Origin of the sequence: Azospirillum sp. SYSU D00513 (genome assembly GCF_017356015.1) — a bacterium.
Taxonomy (GTDB): Bacteria; Pseudomonadota; Alphaproteobacteria; order Azospirillales; family Azospirillaceae; genus Azospirillum.
The window spans coordinates 81,921-106,934 of sequence record NZ_JAFIQV010000020.1 but is presented as its reverse complement, the minus strand read 5'-3'; the positions used below and the strand labels follow the sequence as shown (position 1 = coordinate 106,934).

Here is a 25,014-nt window from a genome sequence, read left to right as displayed (position 1 = left end):
AGGGGATGGCACGCGGCCGCTTCATCACACTGGAAGGCGGAGAGGGGGCGGGCAAGTCCACCCAGCTCCGCCGCCTCGCCGAGGCGCTGTCGGCGCGCGGGATCGAAACCGCCGTCACGCGGGAGCCGGGCGGCTCCGGAGGCGCGGAGGAGATCCGCGCCCTGCTCGTGTCCGGCGAGACCGGACGCTGGAGCCCGACGACCGAGGCGCTGCTGCACACGGCCGCCCGCCGCGACCATCTGGAACGGACGGTCTGGCCCGCGCTCGACGCCGGAACCTGGGTGCTGTGCGACCGCTTCTTCGACAGCACGATGGCCTACCAGGGCTATGGCCTCGGCCTCGGGCGCGACTTCATCGGCTCCCTCCAGCGACTGGCGCTCGGCGATTTCCGGCCCGACCTGACGCTGATCCTCGACCTGCCGGTCGAGCAGGGGCTGGCGCGCGCCGCGGCCCGGCACGGAGGGGAGGACCGCTACGAGCGGATGGACCTCTCCTTCCACCGCGCCTTGCGCGACGGCTTCCTCGACATCGCCCGGCGGGAGCCGGAGCGCTGCGCCGTGATCGACGCCGCCCAGCCGATCGAGGCCGTCCAGGCCGCGATTTCCGACGCGGTGTCCCGCCGCCTGCCGGTTCCGGCCCCATGAGCCGCGCCCGCGCCGAAGCGGCCGGCAGCGAGGTCCACGGAATCCCGCCGCGCGCCAATCCCGACCTGTTCGGCCACGAGGACAGCGAGCGCATCCTGCTCGACGCCTGGAACTCGGGCCGGCTTCCGCACGCCTGGCTGATCGGCGGACCTCCGGGCATCGGCAAGGCGACGCTCGCCTTCCGCTTCGCGCGCTTCGTGCTGTCGCAAGGCGGGGAGGGGGGCGACATGGGCCTGTTCGGCGCGCCGCCACCGCCCTCCAGCCTGCGGATCGAGCCGGACCATCCGGTCTTCCGGCGCGTCGCCGCCGGCGGGCACGCCGACCTGCTGACGGTGGAACGGCAGCGCGACGAGAAGCGTGACCGGCTGAAGCGCGACATCGCCGTGGACGACGTCCGCAAGATAGGCCCCTTCCTGCGCAAGACCTCGGCCGAGGACGGCTGGCGCGTCGCCGTCATCGACGGCGCCGACCGTATGAATCTCAGCGGCCTGAACGCGATCCTCAAGATCCTGGAGGAGCCGCCGCCCGGCGCCCTGCTGCTGCTGGTCAGCGACAATCCCGGCGGCATGCTGCCGACCATCCGCTCACGCTGCCGCAAGCTGACGCTGAACCCGCTTCCGGAAGGCACGGTCATGGAGCTGCTGGCGGCACAGCGCCCCGACCTCGGTCCCGAGGACCGGGCGGCGCTCGCCCGCCTGTCCGAGGGCAGCGTCGGCCGTGCCACGGACCTCGCCGACGCCGGCGGGCTCGGCCTCTACCGCGAACTGCTGGAGTTGCTGGGCACCCTGCCGCGGCTCGACATCGCGGCGGCCCACGCCTTCGGCGACAAGCTGACGCGCAAGCAGGACGACGGCCTGTATGAAACGGCGACCGGCCTGCTGGTGTGGTGGCTCGCCCGTTTCGCCCGGTCTCTGGCCCGCGGCGCCTGGCCGGCGGAGGTCGTGCCCGGCGAGGCCGCCCTCATGACCCGTTTGGCGAACGCGCGCGGCCTTGAACGATGGGTGGAGGTGTGGGAAAAGACGCAGCGCCTGTTCGCGCGCGCGGAATCCGCCAATCTTGACCGCAAGCAGGTCGTCCTGAACGCCCTTGCGACGCTCGAAGCGGCCGCCAGCTGACTGAACCGGCGGATCGCCGCCGGACGATGAACCCTCGGGAGAGCACCGACAATGGCCGGGTCGCAGACCTATTATCTCACGACGCCGATCTATTACGTGAACGACGTGCCGCACATCGGCCACGCCTACACGACCCTGGCCTGTGATGTGCTTGCCCGCTTCATGCGCCTCGACGGCTACGACGTCAAGTTCCTGACCGGCACCGACGAGCATGGCCAGAAGGTGGAGAAGTCCGCGATGAACGCGGGCGTCGAGCCGCAGGCCTTCACCGACCGCGTGTCGAAGAACTTCCGCGATCTCGTGTCGTTGATGAACTATTCCAACGACGACTTCATCCGCACCACGGAGAAGCGCCACGTCGAATCCGCCCAGGCCTTCTGGCGCCGGCTGGAGGAGCGCGGAGAGATCTATCTGGGCTCCTACGCCGGCTGGTATTCGGTCCGAGACGAGGCCTTCTACGGCGAGGACGAGCTGACCACCACGCCGTCGGGCAAGAAGATCGCCCCGACCGGCGCCGAGTGCGAATGGGTGGAGGAGCCCTCCTACTTCTTCCGCCTGTCGGCCTGGCAGGACCGGCTTCTGGAGTTCTACGAGAAGAACCCGGATTTCATCGCACCGGCCGGCAAGCGCAACGAGGTGATCGCCTTCGTGAAGTCGGGGCTGAAGGACCTGTCGGTCAGCCGCACGACCTTCAAGTGGGGCATCCCCGTGCCCGGCAACCCCGAGCACATCATGTATGTCTGGCTCGACGCGCTGGTGAACTACATCACCGCCGTTGGCTATCCGGAGATGGGCGAGGGCAGCGAGTTCGCGAAGCGCTGGCCGGCCGACCTGCACATGGTCGGCAAGGACATCCTGCGCTTCCACACCGTCTATTGGCCCGCCTTCCTGATGGCCGCCGAGATGGCCCCGCCGCGCCGCGTCTTCGCGCACGGCTGGTGGACCATCGAGGGCCAGAAGATGTCCAAGTCGCTGGGCAACGTCATCGCGCCGGAAACGCTGGTCAACACCTACGGGCTCGACCAGACGCGCTATTTCCTGCTGCGCGAGGTTCCCTTCGGCAACGATGGCGACTTCTCGCACCGGGCGATGGTCAACCGGGTCAACGGCAATCTCGCCAACGATTACGGGAACCTCGTGCAGCGCGTCCTGTCGATGATCGGCAAGAACTGCGGGGCCGCCGTCCCGCAGCCGGGTCCCTTCACCGAGGCCGATCAGGCACTGCTGGGCGCCGCCCATGCCCTGCTGGACACGGTGCGCGGCGAGCTGAAGGCCCAAGCCTTCCACAAGGCTCTGGACGCCATCTGGGCCGTGGTCGGCGACGCCAACCGCTATGTGGACGAGCAGGCCCCCTGGGCGCTGAAGAAGACCGACCCGGCGCGCATGGCGACGGTGCTCTACGTGCTGGCCGAAACGATCCGGCATCTGGCGATCCTGACCCAGCCGGTCATGCCGGACGCCTCGTCCAAGATCCTGGACCAGCTGGCGCTGGGGCCGGACGAGCGCGGCTTCGGCCGTCTGGGCGAGGGCGGGGCATTGAAGGCGGGGACGCCGCTCCCGGCGCCGCAGGGCGTGTTCCCCCGCTATGTGGAAGAAACCAAGGGCGAATGATCATGTTGGTCGACAGTCACTGCCACCTCGACTTCCCGGACTTCGCCGAGGAGCTGGACGCGGTGGTCGAGCGCGCGCGTCAGGCCGGGGTGGGACGGATGGTGACCATCTGCACCTACGTCTCGCGCTTCGACCGCATCCGCGCGATCGCCGAGCGGTACGACGACGTCTACTGCACGCTCGGTGTCCACCCGCACCAGGCGGCGGAGGAGTTCGAGCACGCGACGGAGGAGCGGCTGCTGGAGCTGGCCGGGCACCCGAAGGTGATCGGGATCGGCGAGAGCGGGCTCGACTATTTCTACGACAAGAGCCCGCGCGACCTGCAGCAGGAGAGCTTCCGGCGCCACCTGCGCGTCTGCCGGCAGACCGGCCTGCCCATCGTCATCCACACCCGCGACGCGGACGAGGACACGATGCGCATCGTCCGCGAGGAGACGGCTGGCGGCCCGCCGGTGAAGGGGCTGCTGCACTGCTTCAGCTCGGGCCGGCAACTGGCCGAGGACGCGCTGGATTACGGCCTGTCCATCTCGCTGTCGGGCATCGTCACCTTCAAAAAATCGGAGGATCTCCGCGCCATCGTCCGGGACGTGCCGATGGACCGGATCCTGGTGGAGACCGACGCGCCCTACCTGGCGCCCGTGCCCTACCGCGGCAAACGGAACGAGCCCGCCTACGTCGCCCACACGGCGGCCTGCGTGGCCGAGGTGAAGGGCGTCAGCCCGGAAGAGCTGGCGCGCCGGACCACGGAGAATTTCTTCCGGCTGTTCGACCGGGCCGGCTCCACCGCGCAGGCCGCCGCGTGAGCGGACTGCGGGTCACCGTCCTGGGCTGCGGCGGCTCCCGGGGGGTGCCGGCGGTCGGCCCGGACTGGGGCAATTGCGATCCGGCGAACCCGAAAAACCGGCGCCTGCGCTCCTCGATCCTGGTCGAGGGTGAAGGCGGGGACGCCTCCGGGGGCGGGCAGGGCAGAGTGAGCATTTTGATCGACACCTCGCCCGACCTGCGCGAGCAGCTTCTGGCGGCGGAGGTGTCCCATCTCGATGCCGTGCTCTGGACCCACGCCCACGGCGACCACTGCCACGGCATCGACGACCTGCGCGAGATCTGCCGGCGGCGGATGGCGCCCCTGGACGTCTATGGCCTGCCGGAGCATCTGGACGACATCAAGACCCGCTTCGGCTATTGCTTCCGCCCGCCCAAGGCGAGCAACGAGGGCTTCTACCGGCCGGTGCTGGTGGACCATCCGCTGGAGCGCCGGCTCGACATCGGAGGCCTGGAGATCCGGTCCTTCGAACAGGACCATGGCTGGTCGAAGTCCGTCGGCTACCGCTTTGGAAAGTTTGCTTATTCGACTGACGTCGTCCGCCTGGACGAGAAGGCCTTCGAAGCGCTGGAAGGCACCGAGGTCTGGATCGTCGATTGCCAGCGCCTGGAACCGCACCCGGTCCACGCGCATCTCGACCTGACCCTGGAGTGGATCAACCGGGTCAAGCCCAAGCTTGCCTACCTGACGCACATGGACCAGAGCATGGATTACGACACCCTGCTCCGCCGGCTGCCCTCCGGGGTCGAGCCCGCCTACGACGGACTTCGCATCGCGCTTTGATGTCCGATTTTCCGCGCACCCGTGAAGGCCGCGCTTCCGTAAATTCCCTCGCACGCGGACGGCGGTTGGTTTGAACGACGCAAGCGAACACGGGGACGGAATGCCGAGCAAGGTGACGAACAAGGGGCAGGTGACCGTTCCCAAATGGGTCCGCGATCACCTGGGGCTTGAGCCGGGCGGCGCCGTCGAGTTCGAAATCACCGAGGACGGTGGAATCCGTCTCTCCCGCACCGACGCGTTGCCCGAGGCGCGCCGTTCCAAAAGCGGCGGTTACGCGGGCGGCACGCAGGCCGGCCTCAGCCGCGACGAAATCCGGGCGCTGACCCGGGGCGGCGAGGACTTTTGACGGAACCGGATGAGCATCATTCGGTAGCCATGCGGAAGCGCTTATGTTTTCCTTCGTTGGTTGAAGGTCATCGACGCGGCGTGCCGTCCTGACGCAAGCGCCTATATTTCAATCAGTCGGATTATGAATGGCCAGTTTTGGACAGACCGAACGAGGCTCGGCATTCACGGGGCGGCAAGCAAGGAGACGGTGCATGAGTGTGGATCAGATTCATGGCCGGGAGCACGGCAGGCGTCCGGATTGGAAGTTGGAAGACGCCGAAGCACAATTCAGTGAAGTTGTCCGGCGGGCGCGTTCAGACGGTCCTCAGCGTATAACCTTGCGCGGTAAAGAAGCCGTCATGATTGTTTCCGTCGAAGATTGGCGGCGCATGACCGAACCGCGCGCCGATGTTCCATTTGTCGCGTTCATGCAGGGATTGGAACTGGATGGCCTGGACCTCACCCGCGAGGCCGACAAGGGGCGAAATGTTGATCTATGATCGGATGGCTTCTCGACACCAATGTAATCGCGGAACTTGTTAGCCGCCGAGGCGACCCCAGAGTGTTGGCGTGGGCAGCGTCTCAGAGGGAGCGAACCTTCTTTTTGAGCGTCCTCACACTCGGAGAGTATGACAAGGGCATCCACAATCTGGCGCCGGATGACAGTGCGCGGACCCGCCATTCCGCTGCGTTGGCGGCCCTCGAGCAGCGCTTTGCCGATCGTGTTCTGTCGGTCAACGATGCGGTCGTTAGGCGCTGGGGCAGAATTAGCGGAGAGATCAAGCGCATGAGCGGTCACTCGCCCTCGGTGGTGGACACGCTGCTTGCCGCGACGGCGATTGAGCATCGGCTGTATCTGGTCACGAGGAATGTCCGTCACGTCCAGGGCACCGGAGCCGCCATCTTCAATCCTTGGACAGACGATCCCATCGACCATCCTCTCGAATTACCGTCCAGTTATTTTCCATAACACTGATTATGCGACCTTGTGCCGCCGGTTGAGCGGCTTGCTCCTGCCCCACGTCATTCTCCGCAACGGCCCATGCCATGCGACAAGCCATGGCCAAGTCCGCGGGCAGCCACGCCTACGGGCCACCTTCCCACTCTCCATTCCCTCCGTTAAGGTCGGGCGCTCCGTCAACCACTCCCCAGGGACGAACATGGCCCGCAACATCGACCGGCTCATCGAGGTTATGGCCCGCCTGCGCAATCCGGACGGGGGCTGCCCCTGGGACCTGGAGCAGACCTACGCCACCATCGTCCCGCACACCATCGAGGAAGCCTACGAGGTCGCGGACGCCATCGAGAAGAAGGACATGCCGGCGCTCCGCGAGGAGCTGGGCGACCTGCTCTTCCAGGTTGTCTATTACACGCAGATGGCGCGCGAGGATGGGCTGTTCGATTTCGACGAGGTTGCTGGGGTCATCACAGACAAGATGATCCGGCGCCATCCCCACGTCTTCGGGCCGGACGAAGTGAACACGGCCGACCAGCAGACCTCACGCTGGGAGGAGCACAAGGCCGCCGAACGCGCCGCCAAGGCCGCCGAGGAAGGCCGCACGCCCTCCGCGCTGGAGGGCGTCATTTCCGGGCTCCCCGCCCTCACCCGCGCGCTCAAGCTGCAGAACCGCGCCGCGCGGGTCGGCTTCGACTGGACCGACGCGCGCGACATCCTCGACAAGATCGAGGAGGAGATCCGGGAATTGCGGACCGAGATGGATTCGGGGTCGGCCCCGGAACGGGTCGCGGACGAGTTGGGCGACGTGCTCTTCGCTGTGGTCAACCTCGCCCGGCGCCTGAAGGTCGAGCCGGAATCCGCCCTGCGCGGCACCAACGCCAAGTTCGAACGCCGCTTCCACCGCATCGAGGCGCTGCTCGCCGAACAGGGCCGGACGCCGGGCGAGGCGACGCTCGATGAGATGGAAGCCCTCTGGATGCGGGCGAAAATGGAGGAGCGCGGCGCCTGAGCCGCGCCGCCCTTTCCGCCGCCGCCGGTCAGTCGAACCGGGTGTCGGTGCCGAAGATGTGCCGATGCAGCGCCCACCAGCTCGCCTCGTCCGGGGCCATCATGAGGCCGCCGCCCGTCACCGAGGGATTGTAGGGCGTGCCGTTCAGCATCGCCGCATATCCGCCGGCCTCCGCGTGCATCAGCACGCCGGCCGCGTGGTCCCAGGGCATGAGGCGATGGTACATGGTGGCGTGCAGGCTGCCATCCAGCAGGCGCAGATACTCCTGCGCGGCGCTCGCCAGATAGAAATACTGGCCGACCCCCTTGCTGCCCTCCTGGACCTTCAGCGAGATCTCTTCCGTGCAGTTGCGCGGCGACAGGGCGGCCGCCATGCGGTCCACGGGAACCGGCGGCGCCACGCGGGCGCGCTTGCCGTCGAGCCAGGCGCCCTCCCCCTTCACGGCGGTGGCGAGGCGGCCGTTGTTCGGGTCGTAGATCCAGCCGGCCAGCGTCTCGCCCCGGCACACAAGCGCCACGATCACGGCGAACAGCGGCTTGCCGTGGGCGAAGTTGTGCGTGCCGTCCACCGGATCGATGATCCAAACGGGTGCGTCGCCCTTCACACGCTCCAGCAGCCGGGGATCGGCCGAGGCCGCCTCCTCGCCCAGCACCGTGCTGCCGGGGAGCAGTGCGGCGAGCTGGGGCGTCAGGACCCGTTCGGCGGCCTCGTCGGCCAGCGTGACGAGATCGGCCGGGCCGTTCTTCTCGCGGATGCCGGCGTTCGCGAGATCGCGGAAATAGGGAAGGATTTCGGTTTCGGCCACGTCCCTCATCAGGGATGAAACGCGGTCGATATCCGGCATTTTGAAAGTGAGCATCGCGGGGGCTGTACCGGTTATTTCTGTGTGGTGGCGGGCGGACGGGCCTCGGCCGCCTTGGGAGGGTCGGAAACGAGGATCTTGCCCTCCAAACCTGTGGCTTTCAGGGCCTGCATCAACGCCTCATAAGTGGCACGGTCGGCCGCCGCCTGCGCGGGCGTCGGGCCGGGCGGCGGCGCGTCCAGCGGGCCGCCGCGGGCGGGCTGAAGCGGTGCGGCGGGATCCGGTGCGGAAGGCGCGCCCGTCCCCTTGGCCTTCTCCGGCTCGGGCGGCGGGGCCGGAGGCTCCCACATCCGGTAGCAGTCCGTGAAATAGTCCTGCTTGCATTCCGTCAGCAGGCCGTTCGCGTCGGGAGCGGTCACCAGCGGCCCGATGGGCGCTTCGGGCAGCTCCTCGGGCTCCGGCGGCAGGGGATCCTCAGGCAGCGTCTCCAACTCCTCCACAAGTCCCGGCGGGGGCAGCGCGCGTTCGGCCCGCGCCGGCAGGGCGGCGGCGAGCAGCAGGGCGGCGATGAGAGTGGGAAGGCGCACGGTAGGGCTATGACAAAAAAAGGGATGTGGCCCCATTATGGATCCACATCCCTTTTCCCACCATGCCCAATCTCCGGCGCGGAAGCCGTTGTCACGGCCCGGATTTCCGCGAGCGTATCGGTCCTCAGGCGGCGTAGCTGGTCCAGGCCGCGATTTCCGTCTGGATGGCTTCGATCTTGCTCAGTTCGGCGGGGTCCTTTTCCCGCTCGCCGGCTTGGCGGATGATCTCCATCAGCCGCGCGCGGCCGATGCCGTCGCGGGACAGTTCCTGCAATTTCAAAAGGGCGGCGCCGGGCGACAGGTCTTCATGGCGTGCCACCAAGGTGACCTGGTCCGACAGGAAAGCCGTAATCGAGAAGCGCGACGGATCCGTTTGCAGTCGCATTGGTGTATCTCCTCCCGAGAGCGCGCTTTGTGCCTGCCCACAATGCGAAATCGGAGGGGGGAAAACCATCGCGCTTACGGTCAATGGGGCTCGCACTTTTGGTTGTGGAGTTGCCCCTGACCTATGGCGCCGCCTACGCCTTTCGTACAGGCCTCGCCCGAGCGCGCGGGGAGGAGCGCCCGCCCCTCCCCTTGTCCCTCCCCTTGTCCCTCCACAGGTCCGGCCTCAGCCGCCTGCGAAGCGCTTCTCGAACCGGGCCAGGTCGGCCGGATCGAGCGAGACCTGAAGATGCGCGCTGGTCTCGTCGTCCCGCCGCTCCAGCACCTCGCCCCGGGCGTAGAGCCAGGCGAGCGCCGCACCATCCTCCAGCTCGACGGACAGCTCCACCACCTGCCTGTGCGCGTTCATCCGCTCGTCGAGCAGGTGGTCGAGCGCGTCGATTCCCTCGCCGGACAGGGCGGAGACGGCGACCGCACGCGGGTTGCGGGCGGTCTGGGCCAGAACAGCCTGCCGGCTCTCCTCGTCCAGGCAGTCCAGCTTGTTCAGCACCTCGACCACCCGGTCGTCCTCTTCCGGGTGGATGTCCATCCCGCCCAGCACCTCATGCACGTCGGCCTTCTGGGCGTCGGTGTCGGGATGGGCGATGTCGCGGACATGCAGGATGATGTCCGCCGCGTCCACCTCCTCCAGCGTGGCGCGGAAGGCGGCGACGAGGTCGTGGGGCAGGTCGGAGATGAAGCCCACCGTGTCCGACAGGATCACCTTGCGACCGGACGGCAGCGTCACCTGCCGCATGGTCGGGTCGAGCGTGGCGAACAGCAGATTCTTGGCGAAGACGTCGGCGTTGGCCAGCCGGTTGAACAGGGTGGACTTTCCGGCGTTGGTGTAGCCGACCAGGGCCACCACCGGATAGGGCACCTTGGCGCGCGCCTTGCGGTGCAGGCCGCGGGTGCGCCGGACCTCCTCCAGTTCCTTCTTGATCTTGATGATCCGGTCACCGATCAGGCGCCGGTCCATCTCGAGCTGCGATTCGCCGGGGCCGCCCAGGAAGCCGAAGCCGCCGCGCTGCCGCTCCAGGTGGGTCCAGGACCGCACGAGGCGCGACTTCTGGTAGCTCAGCGCCGCCAGCTCGACCTGAAGCTGGCCCTCGCGCGTGCGGGCGCGCGCGCCGAAGATCTCCAGGATCAGTCCGGTGCGGTCGATGACCTTGGTCTTCAGCGCCTTCTCGAGATTGCGCTGCTGGATGGGCGTGAGCGCATGATCGACGACGACGATCGTCGCCCCGCTCTGCTCGACGATTTCAGCGAAATGCTCAACCGTGCCGGAGCCCAGCAGCGTCGCGGGCTGCGGACGGCTTACCCGCGCGCATTCGGCGTGCAGGATTTCGAGGTCGATGGCGAGCGCCAGGCCCACCGCCTCCTCGAGACGGGCTTCGGGAGGGCGCGATGTCCCGTCCGCCGGAAGGCGGAGGACGGGGTGGACCACGATGGCGCGGCCGGTGCCCTCAGGCCCCGGACCCTCGCCATTGGTCGGATGCTCAGACGTTTTCACCTTCCTTGGGCGGCTCGAAGAGTTGGATCGGATGCGCCGGCATCACGGTGGAAATGGCATGCTTGTAGACCAGCTGCGAATGCGCGTCGCGCCGCAGAAGGACCGAGAAGTTGTCGAACCAGGTGATAATTCCTTGAAGTTTGACGCCGTTCACAAGAAAGACGGTTACGGGAGTCTTGTTCTTTCGGACGTGGTTCAGGAATACATCCTGCACGTTCTGGCTTTTTTCGGACATTTTTGTCGCCCCCTTCTTGAATGTTTTTGGGACCCTTCGTTGAGGATCCGCCGCTTTTTCTACTCTTTACGCGTTGTCCCGGATTCCAACCTCTCAGCCAAGCTTTGCAGTGGAATGGTAGCACCAATCGTCCCGATCAGGCCAGAGACGCTGTCGCAGTCGGCGTGCCGGTGGGCCGGCGGAAACCGTTCGAAGCCGCTGCCCTCCCCGGCCCCGATCAGCACCGGCACGATCCCGGCCCCATGGGCGCATTCCATGTCGATGTCGGCGTCGCCGATGAACCAGACGTCCGGCCCCGGCGGGATGCCCGCCGGGGCAAGCGCCATATGGACCGGGGCGCAGTGCGGCTTGTCCTGCTCGGCGTCCTGGGCGCCGACCAGACGGCCAAAATAACCGGTCCAGCCCAGCGCGTCCGCCTCCGCCCGCAGGAAGCGGCCGTTCTTGTTCGACACCACCCCCTGATAGACCCCCCGCTCAGCCAGGACGCGCAAAAGGGTCTCCGCTCCGGGAAGAGGGCGCAAGTACTCCAAGTGATGTGCCTCGAAATAGGCGTAGAAGAGGTCGCGCGCCTCGGTCCAACGCTCCCCGAACAGGCGGGGGAAGCTGTCGCGCAGGGATTGCTTGATGCGCACGCGCGCCTCGGCTTCCGTCCAGGGCTCGTGGCCAAAGCTGACCAGGGCATGGTTCAGCGCCGCCCGCACGGTCCCCCAATTGTCGACCAGCGTGTTGTCCCAGTCGTAGAGCACGGCGCGCGGCAGGCTGATCGCATCCTGCCGGATGTCTTCGGGTCGGATCGGATCGGTCATTGGGCAGTCCCCGCCACGGAGTCGAGATAGGCTTGGCGCAAGGCCATGGTCACCGGACCGGGCCGCCCGCCGGCGACCGGCTTGCCGTCGATGCGGGTGACCGGCATGGCGAAGGTTCCGGCCGAGGACAGGAAGGCCTCCCGCGCGGCGAGCGCCTCCTCCAGCGTGAAGGCGCGCTCCTCCACCGGGATGCCGCGCTCGCGCGCCAGCCGCAGGAGCGCCAGCCGGGTCACGCCGTTCAGGATGCTGTGGGACGGGGGGCGCGTCGTCAGGACGCCGCCGGGGGTCACGATCCAGGCGTTGGATGAGCAGCCTTCCGTGACCGTGCCATCGGGATCGATCATCCACGCTTCGAACGCTCCGGCTTCGGCCGCCTGCTGCTTCCCCATCGACTGTGCCAACAGCCCGACCGTCTTGATGTCGCGCCGGGCCCAGCGGATATCGGGAATGGAGATGACGGACACGCCCTGGTCGAGCTGAGCCGGCGTGGCGAAGGAGGCCGCGCGCTTGGCCGTCACGACCAGCGTCGGGCGCGCCTTCTCCGGGAAGCGGAAGTCGCGCGGCGCTTGGCCGCGCGTGACCTGGAGATAGACGGACCCGTTCACGATGCCGTTGCGGCGGACCAGTTCGCGCAGGATGAACTCGACCGAGCGGGGCGCCATCGGCCAAGCGATGCGCAGCTCGCCCAGGCTGCGGCCCAGCCGCTCCATGTGGCCGTCCAGGTCGGCGAAGCGCCCCTCCACGATCGTGACCACCTCATACACGCCGTCGGCGAACTGGAAGCCGCGGTCCTCCACATGCACGGCGGCGCGGTCGTGCGGAAGATAGCGGCCGTTGACGTAAGCCCATCGAGCCATGGTTGTTCAGGTGCCTTCGTTTGGCGGTTCGGAAAAGCGGCGGGCGGAGGAAACGGCAGGCCGGACGGGCGGGAGGTCAGAAGAACTCCAGCCGGACGGCGAACAGCTTCTCCACCTTCTTGACCTGCCCTATGGCGGCCAGAATGATGACCCTGTCCTTGGGCCGGATGATCGTGTTGGGGCGCGGCACGATCACCTCGTCGCCGCGGACGATGGCGCCGACGATGGAGCCGGAGGGCAGCTTCACCTCGCGCAGCGGCGTGTTGACGACGGCGGAGGTTTCCAGCGCCTCCGCCTCGATCACCTCGGCGAAGCCGTCGCGCAGTGAATGCACCGCGCGCACCCGCCCCCGCCGGACGTGCTGGAGGATGTTGGACACGGTGATGCCGCGCGGGGAGACGACGGCGTCGATGCCCAGCGGCGTGACCAGGGCCGAATATGTGGTCTTGTTGATGAGGGTGATCGCCCGCTTGGCGCCGTAGCGCTTGGCGAGCAGGGAGGAGAGGATGTTGCCCTCGTCGTCGTTGGTCACCGCGACCACGGTTTCCGTGGCGGCGACGTTCGCCTCCTCCAGGATCTCGCAGTCCAGCGCGTCGCCGTGCAGCACCATCGTTCCCGACAGGCGCCGGGCCACGTGCTGGGCCCGCGTCTTGTCCATCTCGATGATGCGGACGGTGACGTCCCGGTGCTTTTCCTCCAGCTCCTCGGCGAGGCACAGGCCGATGTTGCCGCCGCCCAGGATGATGATCCGCCGCGCCTCCGTCTCCTCATGGCCGAAGGCGGCCATGGCGCGGCTCAGGTGACGGGTGTCGCAGACGAAATAGACCTCGTCGCCCGGCAGCATCTGGTCGTCGCCGTGCGGAACGATGGTGTGGTCGTTGCGCAGGATCGCCACGACCTCCAGGGCGAGGTCGGGGAAGAGGCTGGTGAGCTGCCGGAGCGGCGTGTTCAGGACCGGGCAGCTCTCCGTGCAATAGACGCCGACCACGCTGACGCGCCCGTCGGCGAGCGGGATCATGTCGAAGGCGCCGGGCACGCGCAGCCGGCGCGCGATGGCCCGCGCCACCTCGATCTCCGGCGAGATGATGACGTCGATGGGCAGATGGTCGCGGCTGAACAGGTCGGCCCAGATCGGCTTCAGGTAGCTCTGGTTGCGGATGCGGGCGATCTTGGTCGGCACGTTGAACAGGGCGTGCGCGACCTCGCAGGCGACCATGTTGACCTCGTCCACCTGGGTGACGGCGATGATCATGTCGCTCTCGCCGGCCCCCGCCGCCTCCAGCACGTCCGGGTCGGAGGCATGGCCGACCATCGCCTGGACGTCGAGCGTGTCGCTGAGGCGCTGGACCAGCTCGGGCTTAAGGTCGATGACGGTGACGTCGTTGCCCTCGGAAGCCAGATAGCGCGCGATGTTGGCACCGACCTGGCCGGCGCCGCAGACGATGACCTTCATGTCTCTTGTCCGTTCCTTGCCGCCGTCATGCCGCGCGCCGGCCCCGACGGGACCGGCACCGCGCGAAGCCGGGACCGGGGCGCCCGGCCCCGGCCGTCATTCTCCGGCCGTCATTCCCCGGCCGCTATTCGACGTACAGCTTGCCCTTCTCGCTGCCGTGCACGCCCAGCGACTTCAGCTTGCGGTGCAGGGCCGAGCGCTCCATGCCGACGAAGGCGGCGGTGCGCGAGATGTTCCCGCCGAACCGCGTGACCTGGGCCAGCAGATATTCCCGCTCGAACACCTCGCGCGCCTCGCGCAGCGGCAGGCCCATGATCTCCCCGCCCTTGTCCCATTTCAGGACGGTGGGGGTGATGGCGCCGATTTCCGGCGGCAGCATGTCGGCGCGGATCGGCTCCTTCGGGTCGCCCTGCGCCATGATGAGCAGCCAGTCCACCACGTTGCGGAGCTGGCGGACGTTGCCGGGCCAGTCGTAGGCCTGGAGCGCCGCCATGGCGTCCTCCCCGAACTCGCGGGCCGGCAGGCCGGCCGCCTCGGCGGAACGCTGCATGAAGTGGCGGGCCAGCAGCGGGATGTCCTCGCGCCGCTCGGCGAGCGACGGCACCCGCACCGGCACGACCGCCAGGCGGTAGAAGAGATCCTGGCGGAAGCGCCCCTGCTCGATCTCGGTCTGGAGATCACGGTTGGAGGTGGCGATGACGCGCACGTCCACCTCGACCCGCTGGCCGCCGCCGACGCGCTCGAACACCTGCTCCTGGAGCGCGCGGACGATCTTGCCCTGGGTTTCCAGCGGCATGTCCGCCACCTCGTCCAGCAGCAGCGTCCCGCCATGGGCCTGCTCGAAAGTGCCGATCTTGCGGCCGGCGCCGTCGACCCCGGCTTCCGTGCCGAACAGCTCCATCTCCAGCCGCTCGGGCCGCATGGTGGCGCAGTTCAGCGCGACGAAGGGGCCTTCGTTGCGGCGCGAGCGGGTGTGGATCAGGCGCGCCACGACCTCCTTGCCCGAGCCGGCCGGGCCGGTGATCAGCACGCGGCTGCCGGTCGGCGACACGCGGTCGATCGACTGGCGGACGCCGCCCACGGCCGGGGAGCGGCCGATCAGCTCGACCTCGCCGCCGGCGCGCAGCTTCAGCTCCTCGTTCTCGCGCTTGAGCCGCGCCGCCTCGATGGCCCGGTCGACCATCAGCAGCAGCCGGTCGGCCTTGAAGGGCTTCTCGATGAAGTCGTAGGCGCCGACCTTGATGGCCTGGACCGCGGTCTCGATGTTGCCGTGGCCGGAAATCATGATGACCGGCAGGTTCGCGTGGTCCCGCTTCAGCTGCTCCAGGATCTGCAATCCGTCCAGACGGCTGCCCTGAAGCCAGATGTCGAGGATGACGAGGCTCGGCCGGCGTGATGCGACCTGGGCGAAAGCCTGGTCGGCATCGCCCGCCTCGCGCGTCTTCATGCCCTCGTCGTTCAGGATGCCCGCGATGAGCATCCGGATATCGGCCTCGTCGTCGACGATCAGAATATCATGCGCCATGGGCTGCTTGCCTCGCCTCTCCGCTGGTCTCCGCCAGCCTTTCACCCCCGCCGCGGGCATCGCCCTCGGCCGGAGCATCCTGTGGAATCACCAGGCCGACCCGCGCCCCGCCGCCTTCGCGGTCTTCCAGGGTGAGGGTGCCGCCATGGTCTTCCATGATCTTCTTGACGATCGCGAGCCCGAGGCCGGTGCCCTTGGCCCGCGTCGTCACATAGGGTTCGGTGAGCCGGTCGCGCTCCTCGTGCGGCAAGCCCTTGCCGTTGTCCTCGACGGACAGGACGACCCGTTCCTCCTCCGCGACGACGCGCAGGGTGATCTCGCCCGGCGGCAGTTCGCCGCCGTCCGCCGGGGGCGTGCGCCCTTCGATGGCGTCGGCGGCGTTCTGCAGAAGGTTGGTCAGCGCCTGGGAGATCTGCCGGCTGTCGCAGACGACCGGCAGCGGTCCCTGCGGCAGTTCCGTGTGGAATCGGATCTTGCCCGTGTGGGCGCTCGTCTGCAGAAACACGGCTTGCCGGGCGAGGTCGTTGATGTTGCAGGGCTTCATCACCGGCTGCGGCATGCGCGCGAAGGCCGAGAACTCGTCCACCATGCGCCGGATGTCGTCCACCTGCCGCACGATGGTGTCCGTGCACATGGTGAAGACCTCGGTGTCGCTGGTGATCTCCTTCAGGTACTTGCGGCGCAGCCGCTCGGCCGAGAGCTGGATCGGCGTCAGCGGATTCTTGATCTCGTGAGCGATCCGGCGGGCCACGTCGGCCCAGGCGGCCTTGCGCTGGGCGGAGACCAGTTCGGTGATGTCGTCGAAGGTGACGACGTAGCCGCGGACGTCCCCGCCGCGCCCTTCCGCCGCGATCCGCACCAGCAGCGTCAGCGGTGTCGTTCCCGGACGCCGGATCTGGATCTGGTCCTGCACGACGCGGCCGGGGCGGCGGGGCGCGTTCTCCAGCAGGCCGCCCATGTCCGGCGACAGCTCGGCCAGGGACCGCCCGATGAGCTGCTCGGGGTCGTCGACGCCCAGCAGGCGCGCGGCCGACAAGTTCGGCAGGTTGATCACGCCGTCGGCGTCCAGCCCGATCACGCCCGCCGACACGCCCCCCAGCACCGTTTCGATGAAGCGGCGCCGCTCGTCCATCAGCCGGTTCGCGGTCAGCAGCTCGTGCCGCTGGTTGCCGATCTCCGTGGTCATGCGGTTGAAGGCGCGTGACAGCAGGCCCAGCTCGTCCTCGCCCGGAGGCTCGTTGACGCGCACGTTCAGGTCGCCGGCGCGCACCCGCTCGGCCGCCCCGATGAGGGCGCTGATGGGGCGGGCGAGCTTCGTCGCGAAGTTCAGCCCGAACCAGACGGCGGCCAGCAGCAGGAGCAGCGCCACCACCACGAAGATCAGCGTGAAGGTGATCTGGAGCGTGCCGTGCCGGCTCTCCAGTGCTGCGTATTCCTTGACCGCCCCTTCGGCCGCCGCCATGTGCGACAGCACGCGCGGCTCCACCATGCGGCCGACATAGAGGAAGGTGTCGGCGAAGCGGTCGAGCCGGACCAGCGCCCGCACGCGGTCGCCCTCCTCGCTGACGATGAGCGCCACCTCCCCCTCGCGGGCGACGCGGAGCGCGTCGTCGGGGATGGGGTCGAACTCCAGCGTGAAGGTGAAGCCGGACCGGGCCAGGACCGCCCCTGTCGTGCCGTTGAAGACGATCGCTTCCGACAGGGTCCGCAGCATGGCCTGGGTGGTGACGATCTGCCCGAACCGTTGCGGGTCGCCGCCGAAGCGCGCCGCCTCCTGGTTCAGGTCGTTGGCCATGGCAAGCGCGTCGGCGCGGATGTTCTGCTGGTGCTCATGCAGATAGGCGCTGGCGACCGCCAGGGACTCGTTCACCGCCGTCCGGACCCGCTCGCTGAACCAGGACTGGACCCCGACATAGAAGAACACCGCCGAGAAGACGGCCATGATGATGGCCGGCGCCACGGCCAGAAGGCTGAAGACCAGGACGAGCCGGACATGCAGGCGCGAGCCCGCGAGGCCTCGGCGGCGCCCGATCCAGATCGTCACGAGGCGGCGGGCGACCAGCACGCCGAGCAGCAGCAGCAGGGCGACGTCGAGCGCCAGCAGCAGCGTGACGGTGCGGCGGTCGGCCACCCCGTGGGTCGCGCTTTCGGTCAGGGCCGTGTAGGTGGCGAAGCCGGCCGCGATGGCGGCGAGCGACAGGGCGACCGCCAGCCGCTTGGCCAGCCGCGCGCGGGCCGACCAGCGTGTCAGCCTTTGCCAAAGGGTCGCCTGGGCGTCTTGGGAGGACAGGGACATGAATCCGGCATCGAGTATGTTGCCGGAAAGATACACGAGCTGTTGCGGACCTGCCAAGCGTCAAGGAAATGACCAAAAGGCCAGTGCCGCCACAAGGCCCCTACCCCATGGGGGTGCGGAGCCCTGTCACAAAAAGGGCACGGACGCCGTTCGGCCCGTGCCCCTCCCCTGCCATCCGCCCTATTTCAGGCCGCGCACGACCTGGATGTCCAGGTCCCGGATCTTCTTGCGCAGCGTGTTGCGGTTGAGACCGAGAAGCTGCGCCGCCTTGATCTGGTTGCCGCGTGTGGCGGACAGGCTGAGTGAGATCAGCGGGCGTTCGATCTCCCGCAGCACGCGGTCGTACAGGCCGTTGGAGGGCATGCCGTCCTTGTGGGCGGAGAAGTAATCCTTGAGGTGACGCTCCACCGCCGAGGACAGCCCCTCCCCCTGCGGCTCCTCGACCGGCTGGGCGGTCGGGGCGGAGTCCGACAGCTCCGCCTCAATGACGTCCAGCCCGATGACCTCCTGGGAATAGAGGGCCGACAGCCGGCGGACCAGATTCTCCAGCTCGCGCACGTTGCCCGGCCAGCGGTAGCGCTTCAGCCGGTCCATGGCGGCCTGGTCGATGCTCTTGGCCGGCAGGCCCTGCGCGGCGCCGAGATTCAGGAAATGGCGCACCAGCAGGGGCACGTCCTCCGTCCGCTCGCGCAGCGGCGGCAGGCGGATCGGCACGACGCACAGCCGGTAGAACAGATCCTCGCGGAACAGTCCCTGGCGGATCAGCGTGCGCAGATCCCGGTGGGTGGCCGCGACGATGCGGACGTCGGTCTTGATCGGCGTGCGGCCGCCCACCGTCGTGTATTCGCCCTCCTGAAGGACGCGGAGCAGGCGCGTCTGCGCCTCGATCGGCATGTCGCCGATTTCGTCCAGGAAAAGCGTGCCGCCCTGGGCCTGCTCGAAGCGGCCGGTGGACCGGTTGGTGGCGCCGGTGAAGGCTCCTTTCTCATGGCCGAACAGCTCGGATTCGATCAGCTCGCGCGGGATGGCCGCCATGTTGATGGCGACGAACGGGCCGTTGCGGCGCTTGCCGTAGTCGTGCAGGGCACGGGCGACCAGCTCCTTGCCGGTGCCGGACTCGCCGGTGATGGTCACCGTCAGGTCGGTGCCCATCAAGCGCGCGAGGACCCGGTAAATTTCCTGCATGGCCGGGGAGCGGCCGATCAGCGGCAGCTGCTCGTCCGCCTCCGCCGCGTCCGCGGGCAGTGCTGCGAGCTGGGTGTTGGCGTTCAGCGCCCGCTCGACGACGGAGACCAGCTCCTTCAGGTCGAAGGGCTTGGGCAGATACTCGAAGGCGCCGCGCTCGGCCGCCTTCACGGCGGTGATCAGCGTGTTCTGCGCGCTCATGACGATGACCCGCAGCTCCGGGCGGATCTTCTTCATGCGCGGGATGAGGTCGAGGCCGTTCTCGTCCGGCATCACCACGTCGGTGATCACGAGGTCGCCCTGCCCGTCGGCGACCCAGCGCCAGAGGGTGGAGGCGTTGCCGGTGGTCCGGACCTCGTGGCCGAGCCGTGCGAGCGCCTGGGTCAGCACCGTGCGGATGGCGCGATCGTCATCCGCGACCAGGATCGTGGCTGCGCTCATCAGCGATCCCCTCGCTCGCCCTTGAGTTCGCCCTTGAATTCACCCCTCAGTTCACTCCCGGGTTCGCCCTGCAGCCGCGGGGCGTGCGATGCCGTGTCACCGGTGTTGCGCGATTCGTCGTACATGGGCAGCGAGACCTTGAAGACGGTTCGGCGCGGCTGGCTATCGAAGTCGATGACGCCGCCGTGGTCGCCGATAATTTTCGCCACCAATGCAAGACCAAGGCCAGTCCCGTTGACCTTCGTCGTAACGAAGGGGTCGAACAGGTTGGACCGCAGGTCCTCCGGTATGCCGTCGCCGTTGTCTTGGATGGACACCTGCAAAGGCAGATGCATGCGCGCGTCGCCGCCCGGCAGCGCCATGCGGACGCCGTGCTGATAGGATGTGCAGAGAATGATCTCGCCGCCGCTGGCCGGCACCGCTTCTGCCGCGTTTTTAATCAGATTGAGGAAAATTTGAACGAGTTGATCACGGTTCCCATAGACCGGCGGCAAGGACGGGTCGTAGCGCTCGATGAAGCGGACCTTCCGGGCGAAGCCGCTCTGGGCGACTTTGCGGACATGCTCCAGCACGGAATGGATGTTCACCGGGTCCCGTTCCGGCGGGCGCTGGTCGGAGAAGACCTCCATCCGGTTGACGAGCGCCACGATACGGTCGGCCTCGTCGCAGATCAGCCGCGTCAGCACGCGGTCCTGGTCGCTGGCGTTCTCCTCCAGGAGCTGTGCCGCCCCGCGAATGCCCGACAGCGGGTTCTTCACCTCATGCGCCAGCATGGCCGCCATGGCCGTGACCGAGCGGGCGGCGTGCCGGTGCGTCAGGGAATTGTCGATCTTGCGGGCGATGGTCCGCTCGTTGATCGTGATCACGACATGGTCCGGTGGTTCTCCCAGCGAGGTCACCTGCACCGTGACGTGATGGGCGCCGATGCGCGGCGTGTCGATGGTGACGCCCTGGAGCGAAACGCTGTTGCTGTCCCGCTGCACCTGCCGGATCAGCTCCATGACGGGGCTGGCGGGCGGCAGAAGCTCGGCGAAGGACATGCCCTCCATCACGCTGGCGGACAGGTCGAAGAACTCCTGCGCCTCCAGATTGACGTGACGGATGTCGCCATTCTCATCGACGACGATGACGGGGTCCGGCAAGGCGTTCAGCACGACCGAGGGATCGATCGGGCCGCGCTTGGGCGAGGAGGAGCGCGGCGCGCGGCGCGGCTCCGCGGAGGAGGCGACGGACGTGCGGGGCATCAGGCTGCCATCCTTTCGAGAGCCGGACCGTAGAAGGCGCGGATGCGGTCGCGGACCGCCTGCGGGTCGGCCATGCGGTTGACCTCCTCCCGGAATTCGGCCGATCCGTGGAAGCCTTTGGAATACCAGGAGATGTGCTTGCGGGCGACGCGCAGGCCGGCATCGGTCCCATAATGGACCAGCATCGCCTCGTAATGCTCCAGCAGGATGGCCAGCTGCTCCGCCACGGGCGGGTCGGGCAGACGCTCGCCGGTGCGCAGATAGTGCATCACCTGGCCGGGGAACCAGGGCCGCCCGTAGGTGCCCCGCCCCAGCATGACGCCGTCGGCACCGGATTCGGCCAGCGCGCGGTCCACCTCGTCGAAGCCGTTGATGTCGCCGTTGACGACGACCGGGATGTCGACCGCCTCCTTCACCCGGCGCACGAAGCTCCAGTCGGCGGAGCCATGGTAGAACTGGTTGCGCGTGCGGCCGTGCACGGTGACCATCTGGATGCCGCACTCCCGGGCGATGCGGGCGAGCGACGGCGCGTTGCGGTTGGTCTCGTCCCAGCCCGTGCGCATCTTCAGCGTCACCGGGATGCCGACCGCCTTGACCGTCGCCTCCAGGATGCGGGCGGCCCCGACCTCGTCGCGCATCAGGGCCGATCCGGCATGGCCGTTGACGACCTTCTTCACCGGGCAGCCGAAATTGATGTCGATGATCGCCGCACCCCGGTCCTCGTTCAGCTTCGCCGCCTCGGCCATGACCTCCGGCTCGCAGCCGGCGAGCTGGACCGACATGGGAAACTGCTCAGGCTCGCAGGCGACCATGCGCAGGGTCTGCTCGTTCTCCCGGATCATCGCCTGGCTGGCGATCATCTCCGACACGACCAGCCCGCAACCGGACTTCTTGACGAGGCGCCGGAAGGGGAGATCGGAGACGCCGGACATGGGCGCCAGGATCACAGGGGATTCCAGCGTGATGGGGCCAATCCGAATGGCCATGGCTACCTATCCCGTTTCCGCTCTGCCGCTTTGCTGGGCACGCAGCTTGTATGATGAGATTTTGGGCAAGGTATCACGGCATTTCGGCATGCCGCAAGCGCGAAGCCCCCGCCGGAACGGGCCGCAAGCCCCTCTTTCCTATCCGAGAAGGACGTCCGTCACGAACTTCACGCCAGGATAGGCGAGTGTGAGCAACAAATAGGCAATCAGCACCATGCGCGCGGCGGTGCGCCCGCGCACCCCGGACCGCATCTGGGCCAAAAGAAGTCCACCAACGACGGCGAAGGTGGCGAGCGACAGCAGGATCTTGTGGTCGAGGCGCAGCGCCACGCCCTGCTCGTAATGCAGCACGGCCATCCCGGTGGCCAGCCCCGCGCCGAGCACCAGCTCGCAGGCAGCCAGCAGCCGAACCTGCAGCCGCTCGCTCTCGGCGACCGGCGGCAGGAAGCGGCTCAAGGGCGTCGGGCGCTTGGATTTCAGGGCGCGCTGCTGCAGGAAGGCGGCGAGCGACGCCACGGCGGCAATGGTCAGCAGCGCGTAGGTGACGACCGACACGGCGATGTGCAGGTCGATCCAGACGCCGGGGACGCCGCCCCGCAGCGACGGCGATGGCGCCCCCTGGCTGATCGTGGCGAGCGCGCCGACGAGGAACAGGTAGGGCAGCAGGAGCGGCGACAGGCGCCAGGCCGAACGGGTGCCCAGGCACAGGGCCGTGTAGAGCAGCATGCAGGCGGCGATGGTCACCCACAGCGCGGTCGACAGGCCGGTGTGCCATTGCCCGCCGATCTGCGTCAGGGCGAAGGCGACCGAACCAACGGCCGCGAGCAGCAGCCCGATCCAGAAGGCCGCGGAACGCCCCTCCCCGGAATCCGGCGCGGCATGGCCGACGATGCGGCGGAACGGGTACAGCGATGCCGGAAGCAGCGTCAGCAACGCCGTCAGGCTGTAGATCAGGTTGTGCGACATGCGATCGTCCTGTTCCTTTCCGCCCACGGACTCCACGCCCCGGCGCCAGACCCATGTCCGGCGGTCGGCGGGCCTTGGCGGAACCCCGGCGACAGGCTAGGCTCCGCCGCAACGCCGTCAAGCCTCCAGATCGATCCGGAAACCTGCCATGCCGAGCCGCAGCCCATATCGCCCATGCCGTCCTGCGTCGTCCTGATCGTCGCCGCCGGGAGCGGCCAGCGTTTCGGCGCCGAGCGCCCGAAACAGTATCTCGACCTAGCCGGGCGCCCGCTGCTGCGGCGCACGGCGGAGGCCTTCCTGCGCCATCCCCACGTCGGCGCCGTTCAGATGGTGATCAATCCGGCCTTCCGCGACCTTTATGACGAGGCGGTCGCCGGGCTCGGCCTTCCGGAGCCGGTGGCCGGCGGCGCCACGCGGCAGGAGTCCGTGCGTCGCGGGCTGGAACGGCTGGCGGCATCCGCGCCCGACCTCGTCCTGATCCATGACGCCGCCCGGCCGCTGGTGGACCCGGAGACCATCGACGCCGTCATCGGCGCGCTGGCGGCCCATGACGGCGCCATCGCCGCCGTGCCGGTGGTCGACACGCTCAAGCGCGGGCGCGCCGGGCTGATCGACGGCACCGTCGACCGTGCCGGCCTGTGGCGGGCCCAGACGCCCCAGGGCTTCCGCTTTCCCGCCATTCTGGACGCCCACCGCGCCGCGGCCGGGTTCGACGCCGAACTGACGGACGACGCAGCCGTGGCCGAACGGGCCGGGCTGGCCGTGGCGCTCGTTCCATCCAAGGAGGAGAATTTCAAGGTGACCACCCCCGACGACCTGACCCGCGCGGAACGCGCGGTCGCGGCCCAGGCCGGAACCGCGTCCGGCGGCTCCTTCAGCGGCCTGGACGACATCCGCACGGGCATGGGCTACGACGTGCACCGCTTCGCCGAGGGCGACCATGTGACGCTGTGCGGCATCAGCATTCCCCACAGTCACCGGCTGGAAGGCCATTCCGATGCCGATGTCGGGCTGCATGCCCTGACCGACGCGATCCTCGGCGCGCTCTGTTCCGGCGACATCGGCAGCCACTTTCCCCCGTCGGACCCGCAATGGCGCGGCGCGGACAGCGCCCTGTTCCTGCGCCACGCGGCGGAACTGGTGCGCGCGCGCGGCGGGCGCATCGCCCATGTGGACGTCACCGTAATCTGCGAACGCCCGAAGGTCGGCCCGCACCGCCCCGCGATGGTGGCGCGGATCGCCGGCATCCTCGGCATCGCCGAGGACCGCGTCAGCGTCAAGGCGACCACCACGGAGCGGCTCGGCTTCACCGGGCGCGGGGAAGGCATCGCGGCGCAGGCCGTGGCGACGGTCCGGCTGCCGGGCTGAGGCTCCCCACCACCGAAAGGAATCGGCCCATGTTTCCCGAAGACATCCAGACGCTGGCCGACGCGGTCCTCGACGCCTGCCGCGACTCGAGCGTGATGGTGGCGGTCGCCGAATCCTGCACGGGCGGCCTGATTGCCGGGGCGCTGACCGACCGGGCGGGCTCCTCCTCGGTGGTGGAGCGCGGCTTCGTGACCTACTCCAACGAAGCGAAGACCGAAATGCTGGGCGTGCCGGCCGAGCTGATCCAGGCGAAGGGGGCCGTCAGCGCCGAGGTCGCCGCCGCCATGGCGGTGGGCGCTCTGGCGAAGTCACGGGCCGGCGTGGCGGTCTCCGTCACCGGGATCGCCGGGCCGGGCGGCGCCACCGAAACCAAGCCGGTGGGCCGGGTCTACATCGGGCTCGCCGTGCGCGGCGGCGAGGTCGGCGCCGAGGAATACACCTTCCCCGGCGACCGTCAGGCCGTCCGGCTCGCCACCGTCCGCGCGGCGCTGGAAAAACTGAAGCGCTGAAACGCGAAAGGGCGCCGAACCCAGAGGCCGGCGCCCTTCCCCGTGCGGATCCCCGCCGTGCCGTTCGTTCAGGCCGTGCGGGCGGCGGGAGCCGCTCCCGCGCCGCCATAGAGCTGGTTCGCGCGGGTCTCGAAGGCCTGCACCATGCGCCGCACCGCCTCATTGAAGAGCAGCCCCATGATCTTCTGAAGCATCTTCGAGCGGAACTCGAAATCGACGAAGAAGTCGACGCAGCAGCCCTTCTCGTGCGGCTTGAAGATCCAGTGGTTGTTCAGATACTGGAACGGCCCCTCGGTGTACTGCACGTCGATCCGGCAGCCCGGCTCGTTCAGTTCGACGCGCGAGGTGAAGCGTTCCCGCACCATCTTGAAGCCGATCACAAGATCGGCGTAGAGGACGTTGCCCTCGCGCCGGCGAATGCGGGCCGCCATGCACCAAGGCAGGAATTCCGGGTACCTCTCCACATCGGCCACGAGCCGGTACATCTGCTCCGGCGTGTAGGGAAGCACCTTCTGTTCCGCGTGGGTCGGCATGCCGTTGTTCGCTCC

Annotated in this window: 26 protein-coding genes; 11 read left to right on the top strand and 15 right to left on the bottom strand. The window is 68.3% G+C overall.

Annotated elements, in window-relative coordinates; genetic code table 11:
• Positions 1–5: 5 nt before the first annotated feature.
• The 9 genes from tmk (at position 6) to mazG (ending at position 7,270) form a co-directional block, all read left to right on the top strand.
• Complete coding sequence (tmk, locus tag JUB11_RS16365) at positions 6–644, top strand: dTMP kinase (protein ID WP_207459633.1); 639 nt, start codon at positions 6–8, stop codon at positions 642–644.
• Complete coding sequence (locus JUB11_RS16360; protein WP_207459632.1) at positions 641–1,759, top strand: DNA polymerase III subunit delta'; 1,119 nt, start codon at positions 641–643, stop codon at positions 1,757–1,759. Before tmk ends, JUB11_RS16360 begins: the two co-directional genes overlap by 4 nt.
• Before the next feature lie 51 nt (positions 1,760–1,810).
• On the top strand, positions 1,811–3,370 hold the full coding sequence (metG, locus tag JUB11_RS16355; RefSeq protein WP_207459631.1) for a methionine--tRNA ligase: 1,560 nt from the start codon (positions 1,811–1,813) through the stop codon (positions 3,368–3,370).
• A gap of 2 nt (positions 3,371–3,372) precedes the next feature.
• The gene (locus tag JUB11_RS16350) at positions 3,373–4,173 is read left to right on the top strand and encodes a TatD family hydrolase (RefSeq protein WP_207459630.1); all 801 of its coding nucleotides are present in this window, start codon (positions 3,373–3,375) and stop codon (positions 4,171–4,173) included.
• Positions 4,170–4,976 carry an MBL fold metallo-hydrolase gene (locus tag JUB11_RS16345; protein ID WP_348771448.1) on the top strand — a complete coding sequence of 269 codons (807 nt, stop codon included), beginning with the start codon at positions 4,170–4,172 and terminating at the stop codon, positions 4,974–4,976. Before JUB11_RS16350 ends, JUB11_RS16345 begins: the two co-directional genes overlap by 4 nt.
• A gap of 100 nt (positions 4,977–5,076) precedes the next feature.
• Positions 5,077–5,322: an AbrB/MazE/SpoVT family DNA-binding domain-containing protein gene (locus JUB11_RS16340; RefSeq protein ID WP_207459629.1), complete on the top strand. Its 246-nt coding sequence runs from the start codon at positions 5,077–5,079 to the stop codon at positions 5,320–5,322.
• 193 nt (positions 5,323–5,515) lie between these two features.
• Complete coding sequence (locus tag JUB11_RS16335; RefSeq protein ID WP_207459628.1) at positions 5,516–5,803, top strand: type II toxin-antitoxin system Phd/YefM family antitoxin; 288 nt, start codon at positions 5,516–5,518, stop codon at positions 5,801–5,803.
• Positions 5,800–6,273: a type II toxin-antitoxin system VapC family toxin gene (locus JUB11_RS16330; protein ID WP_207459627.1), complete on the top strand. Its 474-nt coding sequence runs from the start codon at positions 5,800–5,802 to the stop codon at positions 6,271–6,273. The genes JUB11_RS16335 and JUB11_RS16330 overlap by 4 nt, the downstream gene beginning before the upstream one ends.
• 190 nt (positions 6,274–6,463) lie before the next feature.
• The gene (mazG, locus tag JUB11_RS16325) at positions 6,464–7,270 is read left to right on the top strand and encodes a nucleoside triphosphate pyrophosphohydrolase (RefSeq protein ID WP_207459626.1); all 807 of its coding nucleotides are present in this window, start codon (positions 6,464–6,466) and stop codon (positions 7,268–7,270) included.
• Positions 7,271–7,298: 28 nt separating this feature from the next.
• Here mazG and JUB11_RS16320 read toward each other — a convergent pair whose 3' ends face one another.
• The 14 genes from JUB11_RS16320 to ccsA all read right to left on the bottom strand — a co-directional run bounded on the left by JUB11_RS16320 (position 7,299) and on the right by ccsA (position 22,589).
• Positions 7,299–8,084, bottom strand: coding sequence for an inositol monophosphatase (locus tag JUB11_RS16320; RefSeq protein ID WP_348771450.1), 786 nt, complete (start codon positions 8,082–8,084; stop codon positions 7,299–7,301).
• 62 nt (positions 8,085–8,146) lie between these two features.
• Positions 8,147–8,659 carry a hypothetical protein gene (locus JUB11_RS16315; protein WP_207459624.1) on the bottom strand — a complete coding sequence of 171 codons (513 nt, stop codon included), beginning with the start codon at positions 8,657–8,659 and terminating at the stop codon, positions 8,147–8,149.
• Positions 8,660–8,783: 124 nt separating this feature from the next.
• Positions 8,784–9,044: a hypothetical protein gene (locus JUB11_RS16310; protein WP_207459623.1), complete on the bottom strand. Its 261-nt coding sequence runs from the start codon at positions 9,042–9,044 to the stop codon at positions 8,784–8,786.
• Positions 9,045–9,269: 225 nt separating this feature from the next.
• On the bottom strand, positions 9,270–10,529 hold the full coding sequence (gene hflX / locus JUB11_RS16305) for a GTPase HflX (RefSeq protein WP_207459645.1): 1,260 nt from the start codon (positions 10,527–10,529) through the stop codon (positions 9,270–9,272).
• 52 nt (positions 10,530–10,581) lie between these two features.
• Positions 10,582–10,830 (bottom strand): RNA chaperone Hfq, encoded by a 249-nt coding sequence (gene hfq, locus JUB11_RS16300; protein WP_035675971.1) that lies wholly within the window; start codon positions 10,828–10,830, stop codon positions 10,582–10,584.
• 59 nt (positions 10,831–10,889) lie between these two features.
• A complete protein-coding gene (locus tag JUB11_RS16295) occupies positions 10,890–11,636 on the bottom strand; it encodes an HAD family hydrolase (RefSeq protein WP_207459622.1) in 747 nt (248 codons plus the stop codon).
• The gene (locus JUB11_RS16290; protein ID WP_207459621.1) at positions 11,633–12,493 is read right to left on the bottom strand and encodes a D-amino-acid transaminase; all 861 of its coding nucleotides are present in this window, start codon (positions 12,491–12,493) and stop codon (positions 11,633–11,635) included. The genes JUB11_RS16295 and JUB11_RS16290 overlap by 4 nt, the downstream gene beginning before the upstream one ends.
• A gap of 76 nt (positions 12,494–12,569) precedes the next feature.
• Positions 12,570–13,946 carry a Trk system potassium transporter TrkA gene (gene trkA / locus JUB11_RS16285; RefSeq protein WP_207459620.1) on the bottom strand — a complete coding sequence of 459 codons (1,377 nt, stop codon included), beginning with the start codon at positions 13,944–13,946 and terminating at the stop codon, positions 12,570–12,572.
• A gap of 124 nt (positions 13,947–14,070) precedes the next feature.
• A complete protein-coding gene (locus JUB11_RS16280) occupies positions 14,071–15,471 on the bottom strand; it encodes a sigma-54 dependent transcriptional regulator (protein ID WP_207459619.1) in 1,401 nt (466 codons plus the stop codon).
• The gene (locus JUB11_RS16275) at positions 15,461–17,767 is read right to left on the bottom strand and encodes a PAS domain-containing sensor histidine kinase (RefSeq protein WP_207459618.1); all 2,307 of its coding nucleotides are present in this window, start codon (positions 17,765–17,767) and stop codon (positions 15,461–15,463) included. The genes JUB11_RS16280 and JUB11_RS16275 overlap by 11 nt, the downstream gene beginning before the upstream one ends.
• Before the next feature lie 180 nt (positions 17,768–17,947).
• Positions 17,948–19,393 carry a nitrogen regulation protein NR(I) gene (ntrC, locus tag JUB11_RS16270; protein ID WP_207459617.1) on the bottom strand — a complete coding sequence of 482 codons (1,446 nt, stop codon included), beginning with the start codon at positions 19,391–19,393 and terminating at the stop codon, positions 17,948–17,950.
• A complete protein-coding gene (locus tag JUB11_RS16265; RefSeq protein WP_207459616.1) occupies positions 19,393–20,637 on the bottom strand; it encodes an ATP-binding protein in 1,245 nt (414 codons plus the stop codon). The genes ntrC and JUB11_RS16265 overlap by 1 nt, the downstream gene beginning before the upstream one ends.
• Complete coding sequence (gene dusB, locus JUB11_RS16260; protein WP_207459615.1) at positions 20,637–21,623, bottom strand: tRNA dihydrouridine synthase DusB; 987 nt, start codon at positions 21,621–21,623, stop codon at positions 20,637–20,639. The genes JUB11_RS16265 and dusB overlap by 1 nt, the downstream gene beginning before the upstream one ends.
• Positions 21,624–21,761: 138 nt before the next feature.
• A complete protein-coding gene (gene ccsA / locus JUB11_RS16255; protein ID WP_207459614.1) occupies positions 21,762–22,589 on the bottom strand; it encodes a cytochrome c biogenesis protein CcsA in 828 nt (275 codons plus the stop codon).
• Between the two features lie 174 nt (positions 22,590–22,763).
• Between ccsA and JUB11_RS16250 the strand changes: the two genes are divergently transcribed.
• Together JUB11_RS16250 and JUB11_RS16245 are read left to right on the top strand one after the other, a co-directional pair.
• Positions 22,764–23,957 carry a bifunctional 2-C-methyl-D-erythritol 4-phosphate cytidylyltransferase/2-C-methyl-D-erythritol 2,4-cyclodiphosphate synthase gene (locus JUB11_RS16250; protein ID WP_207459613.1) on the top strand — a complete coding sequence of 398 codons (1,194 nt, stop codon included), beginning with the start codon at positions 22,764–22,766 and terminating at the stop codon, positions 23,955–23,957.
• A 29-nt stretch (positions 23,958–23,986) separates the two neighbouring features.
• Positions 23,987–24,466, top strand: coding sequence for a CinA family protein (locus tag JUB11_RS16245; RefSeq protein ID WP_207459612.1), 480 nt, complete (start codon positions 23,987–23,989; stop codon positions 24,464–24,466).
• 68 nt (positions 24,467–24,534) lie between these two features.
• Here the strand turns inward: JUB11_RS16245 and JUB11_RS16240 are convergent, their stop codons facing one another.
• A complete protein-coding gene (locus tag JUB11_RS16240; RefSeq protein WP_207459611.1) occupies positions 24,535–24,999 on the bottom strand; it encodes a type II toxin-antitoxin system RatA family toxin in 465 nt (154 codons plus the stop codon).
• Positions 25,000–25,014 lie beyond the last annotated feature (15 nt).

Bases quoted from the DNA above. Each gene is read 5' to 3' on its own strand.
- tmk (WP_207459633.1), top strand. From the start codon at position 6: ATGGCACGCGGCCGCTTCATCACACTGGAAGGCGGAGAGGGGGCGGGC.
- JUB11_RS16360 (WP_207459632.1), top strand. From the start codon at position 641: ATGAGCCGCGCCCGCGCCGAAGCGGCCGGCAGCGAGGTCCACGGAATC.
- metG (WP_207459631.1), top strand. From the start codon at position 1,811: ATGGCCGGGTCGCAGACCTATTATCTCACGACGCCGATCTATTACGTG.
- JUB11_RS16350 (WP_207459630.1), top strand. From the start codon at position 3,373: ATGTTGGTCGACAGTCACTGCCACCTCGACTTCCCGGACTTCGCCGAG.
- JUB11_RS16340 (WP_207459629.1), top strand. From the start codon at position 5,077: ATGCCGAGCAAGGTGACGAACAAGGGGCAGGTGACCGTTCCCAAATGG.
- JUB11_RS16335 (WP_207459628.1), top strand. From the start codon at position 5,516: ATGAGTGTGGATCAGATTCATGGCCGGGAGCACGGCAGGCGTCCGGAT.
- JUB11_RS16330 (WP_207459627.1), top strand. From the start codon at position 5,800: ATGATCGGATGGCTTCTCGACACCAATGTAATCGCGGAACTTGTTAGC.
- mazG (WP_207459626.1), top strand. From the start codon at position 6,464: ATGGCCCGCAACATCGACCGGCTCATCGAGGTTATGGCCCGCCTGCGC.
- JUB11_RS16320 (WP_348771450.1), bottom strand. From the start codon at position 8,084: ATGAGGGACGTGGCCGAAACCGAAATCCTTCCCTATTTCCGCGATCTC.
- JUB11_RS16310 (WP_207459623.1), bottom strand. From the start codon at position 9,044: ATGCGACTGCAAACGGATCCGTCGCGCTTCTCGATTACGGCTTTCCTG.
- hfq (WP_035675971.1), bottom strand. From the start codon at position 10,830: ATGTCCGAAAAAAGCCAGAACGTGCAGGATGTATTCCTGAACCACGTC.
- JUB11_RS16295 (WP_207459622.1), bottom strand. From the start codon at position 11,636: ATGACCGATCCGATCCGACCCGAAGACATCCGGCAGGATGCGATCAGC.
- JUB11_RS16290 (WP_207459621.1), bottom strand. From the start codon at position 12,493: ATGGCTCGATGGGCTTACGTCAACGGCCGCTATCTTCCGCACGACCGC.
- trkA (WP_207459620.1), bottom strand. From the start codon at position 13,946: ATGAAGGTCATCGTCTGCGGCGCCGGCCAGGTCGGTGCCAACATCGCG.
- JUB11_RS16280 (WP_207459619.1), bottom strand. From the start codon at position 15,471: ATGGCGCATGATATTCTGATCGTCGACGACGAGGCCGATATCCGGATG.
- JUB11_RS16275 (WP_207459618.1), bottom strand. From the start codon at position 17,767: ATGTCCCTGTCCTCCCAAGACGCCCAGGCGACCCTTTGGCAAAGGCTG.
- ntrC (WP_207459617.1), bottom strand. From the start codon at position 19,393: ATGAGCGCAGCCACGATCCTGGTCGCGGATGACGATCGCGCCATCCGC.
- JUB11_RS16265 (WP_207459616.1), bottom strand. From the start codon at position 20,637: ATGCCCCGCACGTCCGTCGCCTCCTCCGCGGAGCCGCGCCGCGCGCCG.
- dusB (WP_207459615.1), bottom strand. From the start codon at position 21,623: ATGGCCATTCGGATTGGCCCCATCACGCTGGAATCCCCTGTGATCCTG.
- ccsA (WP_207459614.1), bottom strand. From the start codon at position 22,589: ATGTCGCACAACCTGATCTACAGCCTGACGGCGTTGCTGACGCTGCTT.
- JUB11_RS16250 (WP_207459613.1), top strand. From the start codon at position 22,764: ATGCCGTCCTGCGTCGTCCTGATCGTCGCCGCCGGGAGCGGCCAGCGT.
- JUB11_RS16245 (WP_207459612.1), top strand. From the start codon at position 23,987: ATGTTTCCCGAAGACATCCAGACGCTGGCCGACGCGGTCCTCGACGCC.
- JUB11_RS16240 (WP_207459611.1), bottom strand. From the start codon at position 24,999: ATGCCGACCCACGCGGAACAGAAGGTGCTTCCCTACACGCCGGAGCAG.